Below are 18,782 nucleotides of genomic sequence, written 5' to 3'. Positions count from 1 at the left end.
TTCCCTTCTACCGGCTCTTACTGCAAGGAAAAGTTCACCGTGAGATTGTAGTAGACGTCCACCGGCTTGCCGTTGAGGGTTGCCGGCTGGAACTTCCACTTCTTCACAGCGTCCGCGGCCGCCTTGTCGAGGCCCATGGGCAAGCCCTTGAGCACCTTGACGTCCTGGACAACGCCTTCCTTCGAGACCGTCGCCTGAACGATCACCACGCCTTGGATCCGAGCCTTGCGAGCGATCTCCGTGTACTGCGGATCCGGGTGGTATGTCTTGACCGGCGCCTTCACGTCGCCGCCCACCATGATCGGACCTTCCGGCTCGACCGGCGGTGGACCTTCCGGCACGTCGAAGATGATGTCCGTTTCCGGCAGGTCGATGTCCGGCTCGATCTCCTCCTGCAGACGAATCGGTTCCGGCTCATCCGGAGTCGGATCAGGAATCGGTACCTTCTTCGCTTTCTGCTTCGGGATCTCGCGCTTCTGCTCCGGTGGCGGTGGCTTGAAGCGGACTTGCTGGACCACGTAGACCTTCGGCTTGTCCGGTTCCGCGGCGTCGCCGCCGGTGAACTCCGGCAGATTGATGATCAAAAGACCGGCGTGAAACACGATGGCGATCGCCAAGGCGACCCACATGGTCTTGCGATCTTCTTCATACTCCTGCGCAAAGGCCTCGTAGGCCGACTGCGTCTGGGTCTGGGAAGCCGCCGCCGGCTTCTGAGGCGCCGGATCCGGGCCAGCCGGGGTGACTTCTTGCTCCTTAGTCATGATGCACTCCCTTTCGTCCCTGGCCTAAAACCAGAAGGCGTCGATCTCGCGCTGCGTCGGAATCGAAATGTTCTTCACTTCGACTCCCTGGTTCACCCCGTCGCGCAACTCGTCGTAGACATCCACCATGGCGCCGTATGGAGCATTGGCGTCCGGCCGGATGATCACGGGCTTCAGAGGGTTGCGCTCGAGTTTCGGCTTCAGGTAGTCGATCACGGCGTCCAACTCCTTGGGCGTACCGTCGACCATCAGTTGACCACTGGGCTGAATCTCGATCAGGACCGACTCTTCCTTCTCGATCTCTGGTGGTGTCTCATCGTCCTTCGGCAGGGCGAAGTCAATGCCCCGGGTCGCCGTGAAGGTCACGGTGACCATGAAGTAGATGATCAGCAGAAACGCGATATCCGCCATCGAGGAGGTCGGAATCTCGTCACTGACTTTCTTCTCGCGCTTGAAAATCATCTCGCGCCCCTATTGAGTGTCGGAACCGTCGGTGGTTTCCGCTCGGGACAGCAAGTACAGCGTCTCGACTTTGGCCTGCTTGAGGGAATCGATCACCCCGTCGATCAACTGATACCGCGTCTCCTTGTCCGCCTTCACGACGAAGACTTTCTGCGGATCCACCGCCGTTGTCGAAGCGGCGAAACTCAGCACTTCTTCTGGCCCGGAGATGACGTAGCTGATTTCCTCGCCGCTACTCACCCGAATCGTGCCGTCTTCGGTCACCGATATGTATGCCGCCTTTTTGGGAATCTCCGCGCGGAGTTCCGTCGCCGGCAAGGTCACCTGGGTCTTGTCGACCTCGAAGGTGATGGTGACCATGAAGAAGATGATGAGCAGGAAAGCGATATCCGCCATCGAGGCGGTTGGAATCGCCGCATCCTGTCTTGAGCGTTGGTGTAGCTTCATCTGGTCGTCGCGATCGGTCTATTTGCGGGCGTCGGCGGAGACTCCACCGCGATCCATTTCGCTGAAGGTCTCGAGCAGCATGTTGGTGGCCGACTCGATGTCTCGCACGAAACGGGTGATCCGCGTCATGAAGTAGTTGTAGGCGATCTGCACCGGAATTGCGACCAATAGACCGCCGGCGGTGGTGAGCAAGGCTTCGGAGATACCGGCGGCCACCAGGCCCGGGTTCGACAAGCCGGCCTCGGCCAGAGCGTCGAAAGAGCGGATCATGCCGGTCACCGTTCCGAGGAAACCGAGGAGCGGAGCGACGTTGGCGATGGTGGCCAGCACCACCAATCCGCGCTCGAGGCGGCCCATTTCGAACAGCGCCGCGTTCTCGATCGTCTTCTCGATGTCTTCCCGTGGCTGTCCGTACTTGAGGAGGCCGGCTTTCATGATCGACGCCACCGGACCGCGATACTGCTCGCAAATCTTCTTCGCGTCGCTGACCGAGTGGTTGACGATCAGGGCCTTACGAATCTTGGCCAGAAACTCATTGACGTTGATCTTGGCCCGCCGCAGAGCGATCAGGCGTTCGACGATGACGGCCAGAGCGAGGATAGAGGCCGCCAAGAGCAACCACATGACCAACCCGCCATCCTTGAGAAACCCAAAAAAAGTTCCGCCGATATCAGCCACTGTTCCTCCTCCTTGCGCTTAGTATGACCCGCCTACTGCGGGATAAGTTCCCGTGCTCCATCATCGCGACACCGTCTGAGGAGATCTCGCCCGGGAGATCTGCCGCGAGTGGTGGGCTTTGCCGAGGCGAGCCCACGGCCCCGAGCACGATTGCCACAACCCCCGTGGGAAAAGGCATGCGGCGGATCTTAGCACGCGCAAAAAATCCGGTCAAGAATGGCTCTAACACCACTAAGGTCTTTCTTTACAATCATTTGCGACGCACTCCGAGGGCCGAAATTCGCTCTATTCGGGCCCGTTGAATGCCGCAAATCGCCACCGCCAGAGCATCCGTTGCGTCGGCCGCCAGGCCTTCGCCGGCACCGAGCATCAACCGCACCATTCGTGCCACCTGCTGCTTGTCGGAGCGGCCGTTGCCGGTGACGGCGGCCTTGACCTCCGCCGGGCTGTACTCGCGGACCGCGCAATCGACTGCGCCGGCCGCCGCCAGCAGCGCTCCCCGGGCCTGCGCCAGTACCACCAACGAGCGGCTGTTGCGGCCATGAAAGGGCGTCTCGACCGCGACCGCCGCCGGCGGTCGCCGGGCAAGCAAGACGGTCAGCTCCTGTGAAAGGTACGCGAGGCGCCGGGCCATCGGCTCTCTGGTGGGCACCGGGAAGACTCCCGCCTCCACCAGGGCGAGGCTCGCGCCACGCTTTTCGACGAACCCCCACCCGGTGATGCGACTGCCCGGGTCAAGGCCGAGAACGAGCACGAAGGGCTAGCTCGCCGCCTGCTCGAAGAGTTCGTCGTCGATGTCGAAGTTGGCCCACACGGACTGCACGTCGTCGTGGTCTTCGAGCGCTTCGAGAAGGCCCAAAAGCTGACCGGCGGTGTCTTCTTCGTCAACCCGGATGGTGTTCTGGGGGATCTGGGCGAGCTGTTTGACCTCGAGGGCTAGCTCACGCTCTTCGAGGCTTTCGCGCAGCCGATTGTAGTCCTCGACGGCGCCGTACAGCTCGTAGGCGTCGCCGTCGGTGGCGAGGTCTTCCGCTTCCAGCTCCATCGCCAGCTCGACGAAGGACTCCTCGTCCATGGCGTCCTTGGGGATGGCGAATTGTGCCCGACGATCGAACATCCAGGCGACACAACCGCTCTCTCCCAGGTTACCGCCGTTCTTGGAGAAGAGGTGCCGGAGCTCGGCGACGGTACGGTTGCGGTTGTCGGTCATGGTGTCGACCAGGATCGCCACGCCGCCGGGCCCGTAGCCCTCGTAGCTGACCTCGACGTACTCGAGCCCTTCCAGCTCGCCGGTGCCCTTCTTGACCGCCCGGTCGATGGTGTCCTTCGGGCAGTTGGCGCCGCGGGCGTCCTGGATGGCGCTGCGCAGCCGCGGATTTCCGTCCGGATCCCCGCCGCCCAGCCGCGCCGCCACGGTGACCTCCTTGAGCAGCTTGGTCCACAGCTTGCCCCGTTTGGCGTCGATGATCGCCTTCTTGTGTTTGATCCCCGCCCATTTACTGTGACCCGCCATCGCTCGCGCTGCCTCCTCCGTCAGTCTAAGGACCAGGGAGTGTACCGTTTTCAGGGGGGCTGGGCGCCACCCTCGCCCGAAAAAGTGTCATTTTTCGGGCTCACCCCCATCCTCGGCAGCTCTGCTGCCGCCTCGCCCTTCAGGCTCGGAAGCGATCTGCTCGAATAGCAGATCGCCCGCTCACTTCATCGATCTCCTCGACCCAACAAGAGAATCGACCGTTTGGAACACTCACTTGTCCGACAGCTTGACAGCCAGACGTTCGAGAGTCCGGTGGGTGCGCACGGTCATCCCGCCGAGCAGGGTCTCGATGGCCTTGAAATCGAGTTCCGATTCGCTCACTCCGCCGCGCGGCAGCCAGTACAGCTCCCGGCCGTGAACGGCCAGCCGGTCGTCCTCGGTGGAGTGGGCCAACACGGCCCTTTCGGCCTCTTGGCTCAACTGCCGGGAGAACAGGGCAATCTGCAGCTTGCCCCGCGGTCCCTCGAGGGTACTCGCATCGAAAGCTTCGTGATCGGCGATGGCACACACCTCTTCGGCCGAGCGCAGAAAGGTCGGGACGGCGTATCCCAGCACTTCCTCCAGGGCTCCTTCGATCCGTTCGCGCAGGTCGTCGCCCGACCCGCCCTCGGCGCTGAAGAGTACGTTGCCGCTGGCGAGAAAAGCGGAGACTTCGCCCAGGTCCATGCGCTCGAAGTGGGCGCACAATTCGGGGTTGGTGATGCGGTGACCACCGACATTCATACCGCGCAGAAAGGCCACGAATCGACTCATGCGAGCCGTTCTACCACGTTCATCGACCATCGCTGCATTTTGCCGTGTCTTGGCTCCTCACGACCTCGAAAGACCCGGTGCTCGCACTTCATAGAAAGGTGGCACCGTGCCGCAATATGCGGCGGCCGGCAGAATTCGCTCACCGGCCAGTACAATTGACTCCCGACAACCCCGGTGCTAGAACCGCAGCTCAACCGGAGCCATCCATGTCCATAATCCTCGTCGTCGAAAACGAAGACCGCTATATCCAGCGCATCGAAGACACCCTCAGCACCGAAGGGTGGAGCACTCGGCTCGTCAGCAGCCCGGAAGAGGCGCTACAGGTGGGCGCTCAACAGGTGCCGAGCCTGGTCTTGGTGAATTCGGAGCTGGAAGGCGTCGAGGTGGTCTACGAGAGCTTCGCCAAGCGCAACCAGGGCCCCGGGGTGATCGCGATGCTCCCCGAGCACCAGGCGACGGAACGGTCCGCTCAAGGCATGGGAGTGGACGGCCTGGTGACCAAGCCGTTCACCGACCAGGAACTCCGCCTCGAAGTCCGCCGCAGCCTTTCCGGCAGTCCACCGCCGACCGCCGGTCGGCCAGCGGGTCCCGGCGAGAAACTGACCTCAGCGGACATCTTCGGCGATCTGGTGGCGGAGATTCAGGAAGAAATCGCTGGCGACAGTCCGACGGCCCCGGAGACGGCCTCGGCGACGCCTCCGCCAGCGGCGGCGGCCGCGGTGGAAGCGGCACCGCTGCCGGAGCCGGCAGCCCCGCCGCTTCCCTCCGATCTCAACCCTCCGCAGACGCCACCCCCGCCAGTGCAACCACCGGCGGTACCGAGTGACGCGGACGAGATCGAACGCAAGCTCGAATTGACCCTTTCCGGGGTCCTCGGAGCGGACCTCTCGGGAGCGACCGGAACGCCGCAACGGAAGATGCCGAAAAAGCCCTCCGAACCGGCGGCCGACGATGTCGACCAACTGCTTTCGAACACCTTGTCCGGCCTGGCGGAGGCGCCGAAGGCCAAGAGGGCCGACGACGAGGCGATCGACCCCTTCGCCGGCCTCGGTCTGGGGAACCTGGTATCGGAACCCCGCACCGCCCCCCGCAAGGAAGCCGCACCGCCAGCGCTCGACTCGGCTGGGAAAGAGGATCCTCCCGAGGTGCCCGCATCCTTCGAAGAGCCTCCCTCGGCAGCGACCCTCGAACCTTCGCATCCGGCCGCCGAGGCCCGGCCACCGGCCATCGAGCCAGCGCAGCACCCGCCCCTGAGCCCGCCGCCGCTCAACACCGAGTTGCTCGAAGCCCTCTCTTCGGAATCCTCGGCCCCGGGCTCCACGGCTCCCGGGTCCTCGGCCTCGGGGTCCTCGGCGCTGGGCAACTTCACGCCGGATAATCGCTTCGCGGACGCGCCATCCTCGACCGAGGCCGAAGCGCCGGCCGAGGCCGACGCCGCGGCCACCGTGGCGGTGCCGGACCCGCGGGAGTCTTTCGGACAGTATTCGCTGCTCGAACGCATCGCCGTCGGCGGTATGGCTGAGGTGTGGAAGGCACGAATGCGCGGCGTCGAAGGTTTCCAGAAGACCGTCGCGATCAAAAAGATCCTGCCGCACCTCAACGAGAACGAAGAGTTCGTTTCGATGTTCATCGACGAAGCGAAGCTCGCGGCCCAGCTCAGCCACCCGAACATCATCCACATCTACGACCTCGGCAAGATCGCGACCAACTACTACATCGCGATGGAGTTCGTGGACGGTATGAATCTGCGGGAGATCCTGACCACCGCCCGGGATCTCGGCAAGCCGATGGACCAAGGGCTCGCCCTGTTGATCGGAGCCCGGTTGGCGAGCGCTCTGGACTACGCCCATCGCAAACGCGACTTCGAGGATCGCGAGCTCGGGCTGGTGCATCGCGACGTGTCGCCACAGAACGTGCTGATCAGCCAGGATGGCGACATCAAGCTGTGCGACTTCGGCATCGCCAAGGCCGCCGCCAAGGCCAGCCACACCCAGATGGGCGCCCTCAAGGGCAAGATCCAGTACATGTCGCCGGAGCAGGCCTGGGGCCAACCGGTGGACCCGCGGTCGGACATCTTCTCTGTCGGCACCCTGCTGTTCGAGATGCTCACCGGCGAACGGCTGTTCGGTGGGGACAACGAGATTTCGGTGCTCGAAGCGGTGCGCGAAGCCGAGGTGCAGCCGCCGCGGGACGTCAACCCGGCGATCGACGCAGATGCCGATCGCATCGTGATGACCGCCCTCGCCAAGGACGCGGCAGACCGCTTCCAATCCGCCGGTCAGCTCCGGGATGCACTGGAACAAGCCTTGTACTCACTGCAACCCACCCCCGGCCCGGCGGATCTGGCGGCCTACCTCGACCGCATCCGCAATTCCGACGAAGCCACCGGCCCGGATGCTCCCGACCGGGAACCTCTCGCCGCCGATCCTGCGGGCCCAGGGGCTCCTGGCCTACAGATCGAACCACCCCCGGCCTCGGCGGCATCGTCCCCGGCAGCATCGATCTCGGCGGATTCCGAGGTACCGCCGCAGGCTCTGCAGGAGACGCCGCAACCCGTCCTGGAGCCGGCCCTCGGGGCACCCCCGGCCATCCCCGATGTCCCTCCGCGACCGAGCCGGGAAGTCGACATCGACCTCGAACGGGCCTTGGCCGGCGAGCCTGCTGGCAGCCCGGAACCGCAACCGAAAACGGCGACCGGCGCCCCGGTGAACGAACGCGCCGGCGAGAAAGCCGCCGAGGTTTCGTCGACCGCCTCCACCGCACCGGCAAAGATGCTTCCGGATCCGGCGCCCCCCTCCGGCCCCATCGACACCAGCATCGCCAAGGAGGCGAGTCCGGTGGTCGAAGCCAAGGGGCCGCTCGACGAGCACGAGCTGGAGGAAGGTGGCGGACGCAGCCGCAAGCCGCTTCTGTTGCTGATCGCGGTGATCGTGCTCATCGGTTTGCTGGCGTTCCTCTACTACCGATTCGCGGCCCGCAAGACCGCCGAGCCGCCGGCCTCGCAGGATCCGGTCGTCCTGCCGATCGAGGACGGCGCTCCCGCGAACGAACCCTCCGATCCCTCGCTCGATAGCGCCCTCGAGGGCGAAGCGGCGGAAGGCGAGGGGGTCGATTCCGGAGCCGCCGGCGCGGCGGGACCGGACCCCGACCTGTCGGACCCCGAAAGGTCGGCCCCCGAAAGGTCGGACCCCGACAGGTCGGCCCCCCAGGGATTGGCCTCGGTACCCGAGGGCGCCACCGCACCGCCGGCCGGCGCCACCACCGCTCCGTCCGCTGACGGCACCGCGGCCGCGGCCGCCGGCACCGACGAGCCGGCGAACGATATGGCCGAGATGGTCGACCAGGAACTGGCCCGCCGGGAAGAAGCTCTGCGCGCCAAACTCGAAGCGGAGCAGAAGCGGCTCGAAGACCAGCTCCGCGAGGCCCAGGAAGCGGCACGCTCGGCGCCCGCCGACCCGCCGGCGCCGCAACCATCGGACGGGGCTCCACCGCCGGCGCCCACGGCGGAGCCGGAAAGCAAATCCCCGGCGCCGGCTGCCGCCCGTGGACCGCCAACCGCCGCTCCGCCGACCGGCGAAGCGCCCATCCAGAGCGCCTCCGACCCGGCGCCAACCGGACCGCCACCGACCGCCACGACCTCCTCAGCCCCCCCACCACAACCAGCGTCCACCACCCCCTCTGCGGCCCCCGAATCCGCACCGACGGAGGTTCCGGAGCGCCCGACGACGAGGCGCGGCGATCTGGTCCGGGCCGGCCCCGGAGTGGTAGCGCCAAAGCTTGTCAGCATTCAAAAACCGGAGTATCCTCCCATCGCCAAGCGCATGGGCGTCGAGGGCGAAGTGGTGCTTTCGGTTCTCGTCGACGAGAACGGCAAGGTGGTAGACACCCGCTTCGTCGAGCGCATCGATAGGAACGTCGGAATCAACGAAGCGGCGGTCCGAGCGGCCCGAACCGCGAAATATCAGCCCGCCAGGAAGGACGACGTCGTCGTCAAGATGTGGACGACCCTCCGTCTGCCCTTCCGGTTGTAAGGATCAGAGGACGAATCAAATGAGCCTGAACGAGCAACAGCGGAGTTTCTACGAAAACACCCTGACGGTCACCAAGGAAGAAATCGCTGAACTTGATCAGCAGATCGAAGAAGAACTCGCCAAGGTGCGGGATCGCCTCGCCGACCTACAGAAGGCCAAGAAAGCGGCCCGCCAGATGTACGACGCGGCCTGCCTACGCCTCGGCGTCGTGAACGATCTCGAAGCCGAAGAAGACGGCGACGCCTCCGAGGTCTGATCGCACCACCCGGATCCGGCTCACCCCTCCACGACCCTTCCGAGGGGGCCGGCAGGGGGCGCCGGTCGGTCCACCATGGCCTGGTTCAGAAAAACCAAGAAACCCAAACCGGTTCGCTCCGAGCGGCCGCAGAGCAAAGTTCCGGAAGGGCTTTGGCTCAAGTGTAACGGCTGCAAGGAAGTGGTGTACTCGCGAGATCTCGAAGAAAATCTCCGGGTCTGCTACAAGTGCGGTTTCCACTTTCGGATCGGCGCCAACCGCCGGATCCGCATGCTGCTGGACGGGGACTTCGAGGAACTCGATGCCGGCATCTCACCGGGCGATCCGCTGCAGTTCACCGACACCAAGCGCTACAAGGACCGCCTCAAGGTTTACCAGAAGAAGGCCGACGAGCGCGATGCGCTGATCGCCGTGGAAGGCACCCTGGAAGGAATCTCGGTGGTGATGGCGGTGATGAACTACGACTTCATGGGCGGATCCATGGGCTCGGTGGTGGGCGAGAAGATCACCCGCGCGGCGGAGCGCGCGCTGGCGACCGAGCAGCCGCTGATCATCGTCTCCGCCTCCGGCGGCGCCCGCATGCAGGAGGGCGTCCTGTCGCTGATGCAGATGGCCAAGGTATCGGCCGCCCTCCACCGGCTGCGCGAAGCGGGGCTGCCGTACCTCTCGATCCTGACGGATCCCACCACCGGAGGGGTGACCGCTTCCTTCGCCATGCTAGGGGACCTCAACCTGGCGGAGCCCGGCGCCTTGATCGGCTTCGCCGGGCCACGGGTGATCGAGCAGACCATCCGCCAGAGCCTGCCGGAAGGTTTCCAGCGCAGCGAGTTCCTGCTCGAACACGGCTTCCTCGACGCGGTGGTGCCGCGGCCGGAATTGAAGGCCACCGTCGGCCGCGCCCTGAAGCACTTCAGCTAGCAGGGTGCTGAAAGCGGCTTCGCCGATGCTTTCAGCACGCCTACTAGCTGTTGAATTCCAGAGGGCTTGGCGCCCCCTCGTTCGCAAGTTCTGACGAAATCCTAGCGCATGACTGAACTTCCCAGGGAGGCAGCTAAGGCCCTCGATCGCCTGGAGCTGTTCGGCATCCGCCTCGGCCTCGACCGAATGGCGGACCTGCTCGCCGCCCTCGGCGACCCTCAGCGGCGATTCCCGGCGGTACTGGTCGCCGGCACCAACGGCAAGGGCTCCACCGCCGCCCTGCTGGCCTCGATGGCCACCGCCGCCGGCTACCGCACCGGGCTCTACACCTCGCCCCACCTGGAGTCGGTCACCGAACGGGTGCGCATCGACGGCCGGCCGATCGACGGCGAGACCCTCGGCGCACTGTTGTTGCGGGCGATCGAGGCCACACCCGAAGCGCCGACCTACTTCGAAGCCCTCACCGCCGCCGCCTTCGCCCACTTCGCCGAGTGCACGGTGGACCTGGGCGTCGTCGAGGTCGGCCTCGGCGGCCGCCTCGACGCCACCAATCTGGCGCAACCGGTACTGTCCCTCATCACCCCGATCTCCTTCGACCATCGGGAGCACCTGGGGGACACGCTAGCCGCCATCGCCGGCGAAAAGGCCGGCATCCTGCGCGCCGGCCGGCCGGCTATCGCCTGGGTAAAGCAGCCGGAGGCGGCAGCGGCCTTGAGCGAGCGAGCCCGAGGAATCGGTGCTGAGTTGACCTTCGGGAAGGACGTGGCGCCTGCCGTGGCGAGCCAGCCGAAAAAAGACTTCTGGAGCGGTCAGCAGGTCACCATCGTCCTGCCGGACAGTTCCCTCACCTTGGAGATACCGCTCCTGGGAGACCACCAGGCGGAGAATCTGGCCCTCGCCGCCGTCGCCGCGGGCAAGCTCCAGGACATCGGCTGGGACCGCCTCGACGGCGCAGCCATCGCGCGGGGCGCGGCGGCGGTCGAGTGGCCCGGCCGGCTGGAAGTTCTGCGCGCTGGAGATCGGCAGCGGGTCCTGCTCGACGCCGCCCACAACGCCGACGGCGCCGAACGGCTGGCACGTTTCCTCGCACAGGCCCCGACGGGCCGCCTCGACCTCCTGCTCGGTCTCTTGAAGGACAAGGAGGCGGCAGCGATCGTGCCGCCGCTCGCCGCCCGCGTCGCCGAACGAGGCGGGCGGACTCTGCTCACCCGCCCACCGCACGAACGCGGTCGCGATCCCCGCGAACTACTCCCCTGGGTGGGCAGTGCGCCAGCCTTGGCGACCGTCCACTCGGATTGGGAATCGGCCCTCGGTCGAGCCCTCGAAGGGGCCGGCGACACCCTGCTAGTCGCCGGCTCGTTCTTTCTGGTGGGGGCGGCGCGTGGGCGCCTTCGCTAGGACAAGGCGTCGTAGAGCGGGAATTGCTCGCACAGGCCGCCCACCCGACCGCGGATCTTGCTCTGAACGTCCTCGTTTTCCGGATCCTTCAGGACGTCGGCGATCAGGTCACCGACCTTCGCAAACTCCGCCTCCCCCATGTCGCGGGAGGTCAGGGCCGCCGTGCCCAGGCGGATGCCCGAGGCCACCATCGGCGGGTTGGGATCGAAGGGGATGGTGTTCTTGTTGGTGGTGATGCCGGCATGCTCGAGCGCCGCTTCCGCCACCTTGCCGGTGGTCCCTTCGTGACCTTCGCCACCGGCCGACACGTCGAGCAGCATAACGTGGTTGTCGGTGCCTCCGGAGACGATGCGCAGGCCGCGCTCCTGGAGCCGCCCGGCGAGCGCCCGAGCGTTTGCCACGATCCGTCGCTGGTAGGTCCGGAAACTCTCGTCGGAGGCTTCCTTGAAGGCCACCGCCTTGGCGGCGATGACGTGCATCAACGGGCCGCCCTGTAGCCCCGGGAACACCGACCGGTCGAGCAGCTTGGCGTGCTCCTCGCGGCACATCACCATGCCGCCCCGGGGGCCCCGCAGGGTCTTGTGGGTGGTGGTGGTGACGAAATCGCAGTGCGGCACCGGTGACGGGTGCTCACCGGCGGCCACCAGCCCGGCGATGTGGGCGATATCGGCCATCAGCAGGGCGTCGACCCGGTCGGCGATGGCGCGGAAGCGCTCGAAGTCGATCACCCGGCTGTAGGCCGAGGCCCCGCAGACGATAATCTTCGGCTTCTCCTCCACCGCCTGGCGCTCGACGGCGTCGTAGTCGATCCGCTCCGTCTCGCGATCCACCCCGTAGGCCACCACCTCGAAATCGCGGCCGGAATAGGACAGCCGGTGGCCGTGGGTGAGGTGACCGCCGCAGGCCAAATCCAACCCCATCAGTTTGTCGCCGGGGCGCAGGAAGGCGAAGTACACCGCCATGTTGGCGGTGGTTCCGCTGTGCGGCTGCACGTTGACGTGCTCCGCTCCGAACAGTTCTCTGGCGCGATCGATGGCGAGCCGCTCAACCTCGTCGACGTGTTCGCAGCCGCCGTAGTAGCGGCGACCGGGATAACCCTCGGCGTACTTGTTGGTCAACACGCTACCGGCGGCTTCGAGCACCGCCCGGCCGACGAAGTTTTCCGACGCGATCAATTCGAGACTTTGATTCTGGCGATCGCGTTCGGCCGCCACGGAACGGTAGATCTCGGGGTCCAGGACCCGCAGGGAGCGAAGATCGGGCATCGGGAAAAACTAGCTCTCGTCGCCGTCGGCGGTGGCGGCCTCTTCGGCCGGCGCTTCGTCTGCCTTCTCAGCCTTCGCCGTCGTCTTCTTGGCCGCCGGCTTCTTCGCCGCGGGCTTCTTGGCCGTTGCTTTGGCGGCAGTTTTCTTCGCCGCCGGCTTCTTCGCCGCGGGCTTCTTGGCGGTGGACTTCTTGGGCGCCTTGGCTGCTGCCTTTTTGGCCGCCGCCAGTTCCTTTTGATGGCGCTTCTTCAATCGCTTGGCGCGCCGCTGGCGGCGCCGCCGGAGACTACGGTCTTTCTCTCTCATGATCGGTTCCCTTGAGGTGCATTGAGGGTTGAAATCCTCTGAAAAATACGAATTCGGCCCGTGCGGGCGAAGGGGGAGTGTATCGCTTTCGTCCTCCGGCCGGTTCGAGGCTCTCCAACGGACGCGACTACAGCGGCAAATTGCCGTGCTTCTTGGCCGGCATCGAAGCCCGCTTGCCGGCCAGTGCCTCGAGGGCGCGGGCGATCTGCGGCCGGGTTTCTCGCGGCCGGATCACCGCATCGAGGAAGCCGCGCTCGGCCGCCACGTAGGGGTTCGAGAACTGCGCCCGATACTCCGCCACGTGGCGCTGGCGCACCGCGTCGGCGTCGTCCGAAGAGTTGGCGGCGGCGGCCGCCAGCTCACGCCGGTAGAGCACATTGACCGCCCCTTCCGGCCCCATGACGGCGATCTCTGCCGCCGGGTAGGCGAAGTTGGCATCGGTGCGCAGGTGTTTGCTCGCCATCACGCAGTAGGCGCCGCCGTAGGCCTTGCGGGTGATCACGGTGATCTTGGGTACCGTCGCCTCGGCGTAGGCGTAGAGCAACTTAGCGCCGTGCTTGATGATGCCGCCGAACTCCTGCTGGGTGCCCGGCAGGAAGCCCGGAACGTCCTCGAAGGTGACGAGGGGGATATTGAAGGCATCGCAGAAACGCACGAAGCGGGCGCCCTTCAAGGACGCGTCGATGTCGAGCACGCCGGCCAGGTACGCCGGCTGATTGGCGAGGATGCCGACGCTCCGGTTGCCGATGCGGGCGAAACCCACCACCAGATTGCGGGCGTAGGCCGCCTGCACCTCGAGAAAACGGCCGTCGTCCACCACCGACGAGATCAGCCGCTTGATGTCGTAGGGCTTGTTGGGATCCGACGGAATGAGATCGTCCAAGGCCGGATCTTCGCGCGCCGGATCGTCGTTGCTGGTGCCCGGCGGCGGATCGTCCAGATTGTTGCTCGGCAGGTACGACAAAAGATCGCGCACCGCCGCCAGGCAAGCGGCGTCGGAGGGCAGGGTGAAGTGGCACACGCCGCTCTTCGCGCCGTGGGTGGAGGCGCCGCCCAGTTCCTCCTTGGTGACCTCCTCATGGGTGACCGTCTTGATCACGTCCGGACCGGTGACGAACATGTAGCTCGTCCCTTCGACCATGAAGATGAAGTCGGTGATCGCCGGTGAGTAGACAGCACCGCCGGCACACGGCCCCATGATGGCGCTGATCTGGGGCACCACCCCAGAAGCCAAGGTGTTGCGCAGGAAAATGTCCGCATAGCCGCCGAGGGACGCTACCCCCTCCTGAATGCGCGCCCCGCCGGAGTCGTTGAGGCCGATGATCGGCGCGCCGTTGTCGAGGGCCAGCTCCATCACCTTGCAGATCTTCTCGGCGTTGGTTTCGGACAGCGAGCCGCCGAACACCGTGAAGTCCTGGGCAAAGACGTACACCAGCCGGCCGTCGACGGTGCCGTGGCCGCACACCACGCCGTCGCCAGGAATCTTGGTCTCGTCCATCTTGAAATGCCGGCAGCGGTGGGTGACCAGGGCGTCCTGCTCCACGAAACTCCCGGCATCGAGCAGCAGCTCGACCCGCTCCCGCGCCGTCAGCTTGCCGGCCGCGTGCTGCTTATCGATACGCTCCTGGCCGCCCCCCAGGGAGGACCGCCGGAGACGCTCTTCCAGCTCCCCGAACCCACGGTCTTCCCCTTTCGTTTCCATCTCCGCCATGCTTCCTCCGCGCTAGTGAAGGCGAAATATTAGCAGGGCTGGAAGGGATGTTCAGGTTCCTTCCAGCCCTGCTAATGTCCTTTTCCAGGAGGGCTAGGCGCTCCCCTCAGCCGAAAAGCCCTCCATTCGCCTTCACCCCCGTCCTCGGCGGCTCCTTCGCACCCGCCGCCGAGCCCTGGACGGGCTCGGTCCCAAATTCGCAACGACTCTCAAGGCAGACGGCTAGAATCGAGACTCAATGCCCTTCGCCCACCTCGACTGCGCCGCCGTCGGCCGCTCCCTCACCCAGCTCTCCACCCGCCCGGAAGATCTCGCCGACGCCTACTTCGAACGCACCGAGACTCTCGAACTACCGGGCAGCGGCGCCACACCGGGGGTTCGGGTGCGGCGCGAAGAGGGGTTCGCCCTGCGCCTCACCCGCGAACGGCAAACCTGGCTCGCCAGCCGCGACGGTTTCGATTCCAAGGATTTCGGCCAAGCCCTGCGCCAAGTGGCGCGGGTCTATCCCTCCGCCGCCTATCCGGCGCCGCGGCTGGAGGTCGGCCCGTGGGACGGCCCACCGGCAGCGCCGGAGCTGACCGAGCTGACCTCCGCCCTCGAGCGCAGCATCCGCGCCCACCACGTGGCCTTCCCGCTCATGCTCACCGCGCGGCGCCATCGCCGCTGGCTGCGGGTGGTCTCCGGTCCGCTGGTGACCGAGCCGGAGCAGGAGGGTTTCTATAGCTGCACCGTGGAGCTGCCCTGGGGCACCCACGGGGCGCTCTTTCCAAAGCTCGGTCCGCCGGCCGTCGCACACCTGGCGGATCACCTCGTCGAGACCTTCCGGGCGCGCCGCGCACCGCCGCCGGAACCCTTCCGTGGGGTGGTGGTGCTGGGCCCCGGGGCGACGGCGGTGCTGCTGCACGAAGCCATCGCCCACTCCCTGGAAGCCGATCTACTGGCCCTTTCCGGCCACCCGGAGGGCGCCGTCGGGGTGCGCCTGGGGAGGCGCGAGCTGTCCGTCCTCGACGACCCCGCCACGGCGCCGGAGGAGGTGCGCCGCCGCACCGACGACGAAGGCCGAACCGTGCGTCGTCGCTGGCTGCTGCGCGAGGGCGTCGTACAACAGCCCCTGGCCGATGCCGCCTGGGCCGAAGGATCGGAAATTCTGATACCCGGCGCGGCGCGGCGCGGCGATCGCCACGGCCCGCCGGATCCCCGCTCATCACACCTGGAGCTCCTCGCCGGAGACACCGCCGAGGACGACCTTCGGGCGGAGGCGGAGGGAGGCTTGTGGATCGCCGAAGCTTCCCGCGGTTCCCTCGATCCCTTGACCGGCGTCTTTGAGTTGGGGTTCGTGGCCGCCCGTCGGATCCGCGGCGGCGCCATCGGCGAACCGGTGGGCGCCGGCCTGCTCTCCGGCCGCATCGCCGACCTCCTCGGCTCGCTGACGGCGGTCGGCGATGAGCGCCGCTTGGCCGGCGCCGGATGGTGCGCCAAGGGCGGCCGCAAAGTACCCGTCTGGGCGACTTGCCCGGCGGTCCGTCTGGAAGGGCTGGCGGTGACTCCATGGTGACGCAAGGTCCATCCGACGCCTCCGAGGGCGAGAAGCGGCCGCCAAAGGGTGCACCGGAGGATCTCGCAGCCACCCTTGCCGGACTGGCCGAAGCCGGCTTCGAAGAGGCAGAGGTCTACCTCAAGAAAGGCCGGTCGCGGCGCCTGGAGCACGGCCCGACGACCCACCTGACGGGCTTCCACCAGGAGCGCGGCTGGGCGGTGCGAGCCGGCGGCGACCGCGCCTCGTGCTTCGCCTGCGGCAGCGGTTCGCCGCCGCCCGGAGGCCCCTGGCCGGAACCGGACGGCTTCGGCCTCCGCCTGCCGGAGCCGGACGCCGGCGCCGAGGGCTGGAGCGAGCCGCCGGATTTCGACGCGCCGCTGATCGGCGAGACGGAAGGCCTGCGGCTCCTCGCCGCCTTTGAGCCGGCCCTCGCCGAGGAAATGCCAGAGGCTCGACTGATGCGCGCCGTGCTGGAAGACGGATCGAGCGAGAGCTGGGTCGCCAGCAGCCGCGGCATTCGCGCCTCCTACCGTCGACGCCTCGCCTCATTGCGGCTTGAAGGAGCCGTCTCCGGCGACGGCGGACGGGTCCATACGGCCTCCCTCTACCTGGCCGAGCGCGAGGCCCGGCGGCTCAATCCGAAAGCCCTCGCCCGGCGCCTGGCGGACCTGCTGGCGATCCGCCTCCACGGCCGGCCGGCGGTACGGGACCGCGGCGACCTGCTCCTCGCGCCGGCGGTGGGATCAGCGCTTCTGAACGGGCTCCGCCCCTTCCTGGTCGGCGCCGAGAAGGGCTCGCGCCTCGCCGGCCTGCGCGATGGCCGTGGCCGGGTGGGTTCCGAAGCCCTGACGATCCTAGACGACGGGCGCCTCGCCGGCGGCCTGCTCGCCGCCCCGGCGGACGGCGAGGGCCGGGCCACCGGACGGGTGCGACTGATCGACGAGGGGCACTGGCGACAACCACTGTTGCCCTGGGACCAGGTGCGAACGGACGGCGGCCGGGCGACCGGCTGCGTGCGGCGGGCGAGTTGGCGGGACCTGCCGGCAGCCGGGCCGACGCACCTGCTGATCCAGCCGGACCCGTCCGTGGCCGTGTCGGCCCTTCTCGCCGGCATCGCGCGCGGCTACTATCTGGTGGACGCCCCGGGCTCGGGCCGGTTCGAGACCGACGGCTCGCGCTTTCAACTGCCGGTGTGCGGATTCGCCGTGCAGGGCGGCCAGACTGCCCCGCAACCGATCCGCGGCGCCGTGCTGACCGGTAGCGTGGGAGCCCTGCTCCAGGGGGTCAAAGCGGTAGCAAGGGATCTCACCTTCGCGCCTTATGACGGCATGATCGGCTCGCCGACGCTTCTCGTCGCGGGCCTCGAGCTGGCAAACTGCTGAAGAACCGCTTCGCGGATCTTTTCAGCAGCCTGCCAGCTGTCCGTTTTCAGGGGGCTAGGCGCCCCCTCGCCCGAAAACATTTTCGGGCTCACCCCGACCTCGGCAGCAAGCTGCCGCCGAGCCCTCCGGGCTCGGTCGCGGTGTGCAAAGGAGTTTTTGGCCCGGAAAGCTGAGTTCGGAAGACGTTTCAAATCGATCAACGGAATGTGATCAAGGAGCGGTATGGAAATTGGAATTCTCGGTCTGCCGAAGGCCGGCAAGACGACGTTGTTCAACACCTTGACGGCCTCGGAGCAGGAGACGGACAAGTTCGTCGCCTCGTCGAAGACCAACATCGGCATAGCCCAGGTCCCGGACCGCCGCCTCGCCGCCCTGCGCGACCTGTTCAATCCCCGGCGCTACGTGCCGGCGACCATTCAGTACGTCGACATTCCCGGCATGCGCCAGGGCGAAAGCGCCGAAAGCCTCGACCTCGCCAAGCTCAAGGACGTCGATGCTCTGGTCCATGTGGTGCGGGCCTTCGAGGACCAGGAGCTGCCGCATCCGGCCGGCTCGGTGGATCCGGCGCGGGACGCGGCGACCATCGACCTGGAGCTGATCCTCGCCGACTACGAGCTGGTGGAGCGCCGCATCGAGCGCCTGGAGAAATCGAAGAAGCGCGGCCTGTCGCCGGAGGAAGTGCGCGAGCTGGAACTGCTGTCAGAAACCCTCTTGCCCGCCCTCAGCGAGGAAAAGCCCCTGCGCGAAATCGATCTGGAAGCAGAGGACGAGCGGCGCATCCGGGGCTTTCAACTGCTCTCCGCCAAGCCCCTGCTGCTGGTGGTGAACGTCGGTGAGGATCAGGTGGCCGACGCCACACCGGAGGGCTTCGGAATCTACCCGGGGGTTGGGGTCAAGGCGATCACCGTCAGCGCCCTCATCGAGCAGGAGATCGCCCTTCTCGAGCCGGAAGAACAGCAGGAGTTCCTCGCCGATCTCGGCCTCGACGAACCGAGCCTCGATCGGGTGATCCGAGCCAGCTTTGAACTGTTGGGGTTGATCTCCTTCTTCACCGTCGGCGAGGACGAAGTGCGCGCCTGGACCATTCGCCAGGGCACCATCGCCCGGCGCGCCGCCGGCGCCATCCACTCAGACATCGAGCGCGGTTTCATCCGCGCCGAGGTGGTGCCCTGGGAGGATCTGCTCGACAAAAAGACCCTCGCCGCGTGCCGCGAAGAGGGTCTCTTGCGCCTGGAAGGCAAGGAGTACGTCGTCAAAGACGGCGACGTCGTCCACTACCGCTTCAATGTGTAGCTAGCAGGGTGATGAAATACGGCTTCGCCGATCTTTTCATCACGCCTGCT

At 66.5% G+C, this 18,782-nt stretch carries 17 protein-coding genes; 7 read left to right on the top strand and 10 right to left on the bottom strand.

Translation table 11 applies throughout. From position 1 onward, the window contains the following. Positions 1-17: 17 nt before the first annotated feature. From AAF481_05615 to AAF481_05585, 7 genes are all read right to left on the bottom strand, one after another. Positions 18-761, bottom strand: coding sequence for a TonB family protein (locus AAF481_05615; GenBank protein ID MEM7480631.1), 744 nt, complete (start codon positions 759-761; stop codon positions 18-20). A gap of 24 nt (positions 762-785) precedes the next feature. Continuing rightward, positions 786-1,223, bottom strand: a complete 438-nt coding sequence (locus tag AAF481_05610) for a biopolymer transporter ExbD (protein MEM7480630.1) — start codon at positions 1,221-1,223, stop codon at positions 786-788. Positions 1,224-1,232: 9 nt separating this feature from the next. Then, entirely contained in the window at positions 1,233-1,670 is a 438-nt protein-coding gene (locus tag AAF481_05605) for a biopolymer transporter ExbD (protein MEM7480629.1), read from the bottom strand. A gap of 18 nt (positions 1,671-1,688) precedes the next feature. Further along, positions 1,689-2,294: a MotA/TolQ/ExbB proton channel family protein gene (locus AAF481_05600; protein MEM7480628.1), complete on the bottom strand. Its 606-nt coding sequence runs from the start codon at positions 2,292-2,294 to the stop codon at positions 1,689-1,691. Between the two features lie 304 nt (positions 2,295-2,598). Then, a complete protein-coding gene (ruvC, locus tag AAF481_05595) occupies positions 2,599-3,102 on the bottom strand; it encodes a crossover junction endodeoxyribonuclease RuvC (GenBank protein ID MEM7480627.1) in 504 nt (167 codons plus the stop codon). Positions 3,103-3,108: 6 nt separating this feature from the next. Continuing rightward, positions 3,109-3,861: a YebC/PmpR family DNA-binding transcriptional regulator gene (locus tag AAF481_05590; protein ID MEM7480626.1), complete on the bottom strand. Its 753-nt coding sequence runs from the start codon at positions 3,859-3,861 to the stop codon at positions 3,109-3,111. A 231-nt stretch (positions 3,862-4,092) separates the two neighbouring features. Further along, positions 4,093-4,635 (bottom strand): DUF1697 domain-containing protein, encoded by a 543-nt coding sequence (locus AAF481_05585; protein MEM7480625.1) that lies wholly within the window; start codon positions 4,633-4,635, stop codon positions 4,093-4,095. A 206-nt stretch (positions 4,636-4,841) separates the two neighbouring features. Here AAF481_05585 and AAF481_05580 point away from each other — a divergent pair, with 206 nt between their 5' ends. From AAF481_05580 to AAF481_05565, 4 genes are all read left to right on the top strand, one after another. Continuing rightward, positions 4,842-8,666 carry a TonB family protein gene (locus AAF481_05580; protein ID MEM7480624.1) on the top strand — a complete coding sequence of 1,275 codons (3,825 nt, stop codon included), beginning with the start codon at positions 4,842-4,844 and terminating at the stop codon, positions 8,664-8,666. Positions 8,667-8,685: 19 nt separating this feature from the next. Then, positions 8,686-8,922, top strand: coding sequence for a hypothetical protein (locus AAF481_05575; protein MEM7480623.1), 237 nt, complete (start codon positions 8,686-8,688; stop codon positions 8,920-8,922). Positions 8,923-8,997: 75 nt separating this feature from the next. Then, positions 8,998-9,840: an acetyl-CoA carboxylase, carboxyltransferase subunit beta gene (gene accD, locus AAF481_05570; protein ID MEM7480622.1), complete on the top strand. Its 843-nt coding sequence runs from the start codon at positions 8,998-9,000 to the stop codon at positions 9,838-9,840. 108 nt (positions 9,841-9,948) lie between these two features. After that, positions 9,949-11,238 (top strand): folylpolyglutamate synthase/dihydrofolate synthase family protein, encoded by a 1,290-nt coding sequence (locus AAF481_05565; protein MEM7480621.1) that lies wholly within the window; start codon positions 9,949-9,951, stop codon positions 11,236-11,238. Here the strand turns inward: AAF481_05565 and glyA are convergent. The 3 genes from glyA to AAF481_05550 form a co-directional block, all read right to left on the bottom strand. Then, the gene (gene glyA, locus AAF481_05560) at positions 11,235-12,503 is read right to left on the bottom strand and encodes a serine hydroxymethyltransferase (protein ID MEM7480620.1); all 1,269 of its coding nucleotides are present in this window, start codon (positions 12,501-12,503) and stop codon (positions 11,235-11,237) included. The two genes, AAF481_05565 and glyA, sit on opposite strands and share 4 nt — an antisense overlap. 9 nt (positions 12,504-12,512) lie before the next feature. Beyond that, complete coding sequence (locus AAF481_05555) at positions 12,513-12,809, bottom strand: hypothetical protein (GenBank protein MEM7480619.1); 297 nt, start codon at positions 12,807-12,809, stop codon at positions 12,513-12,515. Between the two features lie 127 nt (positions 12,810-12,936). Then, positions 12,937-14,511 carry an acyl-CoA carboxylase subunit beta gene (locus tag AAF481_05550; GenBank protein MEM7480618.1) on the bottom strand — a complete coding sequence of 525 codons (1,575 nt, stop codon included), beginning with the start codon at positions 14,509-14,511 and terminating at the stop codon, positions 12,937-12,939. A gap of 247 nt (positions 14,512-14,758) precedes the next feature. Between AAF481_05550 and AAF481_05545 the strand changes: the two genes are divergently transcribed. The 3 genes from AAF481_05545 (at position 14,759) to ychF (ending at position 18,732) form a co-directional block, all read left to right on the top strand. Next, positions 14,759-16,075, top strand: a complete 1,317-nt coding sequence (locus tag AAF481_05545) for a metallopeptidase TldD-related protein (GenBank protein ID MEM7480617.1) — start codon at positions 14,759-14,761, stop codon at positions 16,073-16,075. Continuing rightward, positions 16,069-17,439 carry a metallopeptidase TldD-related protein gene (locus AAF481_05540; protein MEM7480616.1) on the top strand — a complete coding sequence of 457 codons (1,371 nt, stop codon included), beginning with the start codon at positions 16,069-16,071 and terminating at the stop codon, positions 17,437-17,439. The genes AAF481_05545 and AAF481_05540 overlap by 7 nt, the downstream gene beginning before the upstream one ends. 222 nt (positions 17,440-17,661) lie before the next feature. Continuing rightward, a complete protein-coding gene (gene ychF, locus AAF481_05535) occupies positions 17,662-18,732 on the top strand; it encodes a redox-regulated ATPase YchF (protein ID MEM7480615.1) in 1,071 nt (356 codons plus the stop codon). The last annotated feature ends 50 nt before the right edge of the window (positions 18,733-18,782 follow it).

This window comes from Acidobacteriota bacterium, from assembly GCA_039030395.1.
Lineage (GTDB): Bacteria > Acidobacteriota > Thermoanaerobaculia > Multivoradales > JBCCEF01 > JBCCEF01.
Note: the sequence above shows the minus strand (reverse complement) of the source record. Positions and strands in the feature narration are given on the sequence as shown.